We start from the raw sequence: 1,934 nt of genomic DNA on the forward strand, positions 1-1,934 counted from the left end.
CGGACAGGAGCGACGATCCGGATTCAATAGTAGCGATGACAAAATTCATTGTCGTGTCCTTATTTTGGGCTAGAATAGGTGTTTGAGTAGCAAGTAAAGTCGCTCTCTGCCTTGCCTATGAGTTCCCTGCGAATTCTCGTATCCAAACCCATTCCAGTACCCAAATCACCTGAAGTCACTCGTTCTTCAGACCTTCTTGCTGACTTCCTCCGACTAAAAATTTCTGCCAATACCAGGCGAAACTACAGCAAGGCGATTGCTGATTTTTGTCGTCGTAACTATGACAGCGAAGTATCCAACGACCTTCTCACTCAATTCCTTTCCTTACATCAGCCAGAAGCCGTCTATCAAGTCCTCCAGTACCGACAACTGCTGATTGAGGCTAAATTAGCCCCCAGCACAATTAACATCCGGCTTTCGGCCCTAAAATCCTTCGTCGATTACGCCCGTCAAGCAGAGCAGTGTAGCTTCAATCTCGCCGATGTGAGTTGCTTGAAAGTGGAAAGTTATGGTGATACCACAGGGATTGCTGTAGCTGGGTTTAAAGAGATGCTGCAAATCCCAGACCGCACCACCATCAAAGGCATCAGAGATTATGCAATCCTTAGATTGCTTTGGGACAATGCCCTGCGTCGCAATGAAATCTGTAGCTTGGATGTGGGTGATTTCGACAAATCTGGGCGGTTATCGATTTTGGGGAAGGGGAAGATCCAAAAAAGCCAGATCGACCTATCGCCAGCAACTACAACTGCGATCTCACAATGGTTGACTGTCAAAGACAACTATCGATCGTCCGATCCTCTATTCACCAGCCTCGATCGCCGCAGTAAGGGACATCGGCTGGACGGTAGTACTATTTATCGCTTGGTGCGAGAGTTTAGCGAAGCAGCGGGGATCGATAAGATAGTCTCTCCCCATCGGATTCGGCATAGTGCCATCACCGCCTATCTTGATGCCAGCGATGGTAATATACGAGCCGCTCAAGGTTTGAGTCGTCACACCAATCTCAATACTCTCACTCGCTACGACGATAACCGTCATAAATATCAGGCGATTGCTACTAATACTTTGGCAGATCTAGTTTAAATTTATCCCAGTACTGAAGATTATCTTACTTTTCCACCTCCTCAAATCGGGGTGGATCTGTTGGCTTTTCGAGCGAAAACATCAAAATTTTAGAATCGGCTCTAAGCAATGTCTGGTATAAATTACAGAAAAAACATATACCGCTAATACACCTTAGCGGTATATTTAAAGAAGCCCCGAAACAGTGAAGATTTTTCAGCGAAAGATGTCGAGTATGAAATCTTCTAAATTACTCGGATGATCGATCGCCAAACTATTCCCAAATTTCACGGCGTGCAGCTATGGATCGACCAACTACTTCAATCACTACCACCGCCACTTTCATCCTCGATGCCAATGAATTAATTAGGGTATTTACCAACTTCCTCCAATTCGATGTGGCTTCCGGTGGTGCTAGTGCCGAAACCATCCGCACTTACTGGTGCGAAGCGAAACAGTACTTGCTCTGGTGTGAAGCCAATCAACTCCAACCCCTAACTGTGACGCGGGATGCGATTAAAATCTACCGTCATCATCTCGTCCAACAAAAATATAAACCCGCTACCATTGCCCTTAAATTAGTTACCATCAGTCGGATGTACGATGCAGCGATGGAATATGGACTGCTCTCTCAAAACCCCGTCTGGGGCGTAAAAGCACCCAAACGACGCGGCGATCCGGCTGACTCGATTACCTATCTCACGGCGGCGGAAGCCCAAACCTTACTTCAAGCTCCACTGACTAAATCCACACCAATAAAAGTCCTCCGCGACCGCTTCTTGTTGGGGTTGATGACATTGGAGGGGGTAAGATCGATGGAAGTTTATCGAGCTAATGTGGGCGATATCGTTCGCTCTCCCACGGGGGTC

The 1,934-nt window shown here is 46.9% G+C and carries 2 protein-coding genes; both read left to right on the plus strand.

What is annotated here, in order from left to right:
• The first annotated feature begins 126 nt into the window (after positions 1-126).
• Entirely contained in the window at positions 127-1,086 is a 960-nt protein-coding gene (locus tag RMO52_RS24295) for a tyrosine-type recombinase/integrase (protein WP_310419530.1), read from the plus strand.
• 281 nt (positions 1,087-1,367) lie between these two features.
• The coding region (locus RMO52_RS24300; protein WP_310419527.1) for a phage integrase SAM-like domain-containing protein at positions 1,368-1,934 on the plus strand (567 nt) is incomplete at its 3' end.

It is taken from the genome of Chamaesiphon sp. OTE_8_metabat_110 (assembly GCF_031382685.1).
Lineage (GTDB): Bacteria > Cyanobacteriota > Cyanobacteriia > Cyanobacteriales > Chamaesiphonaceae > Chamaesiphon.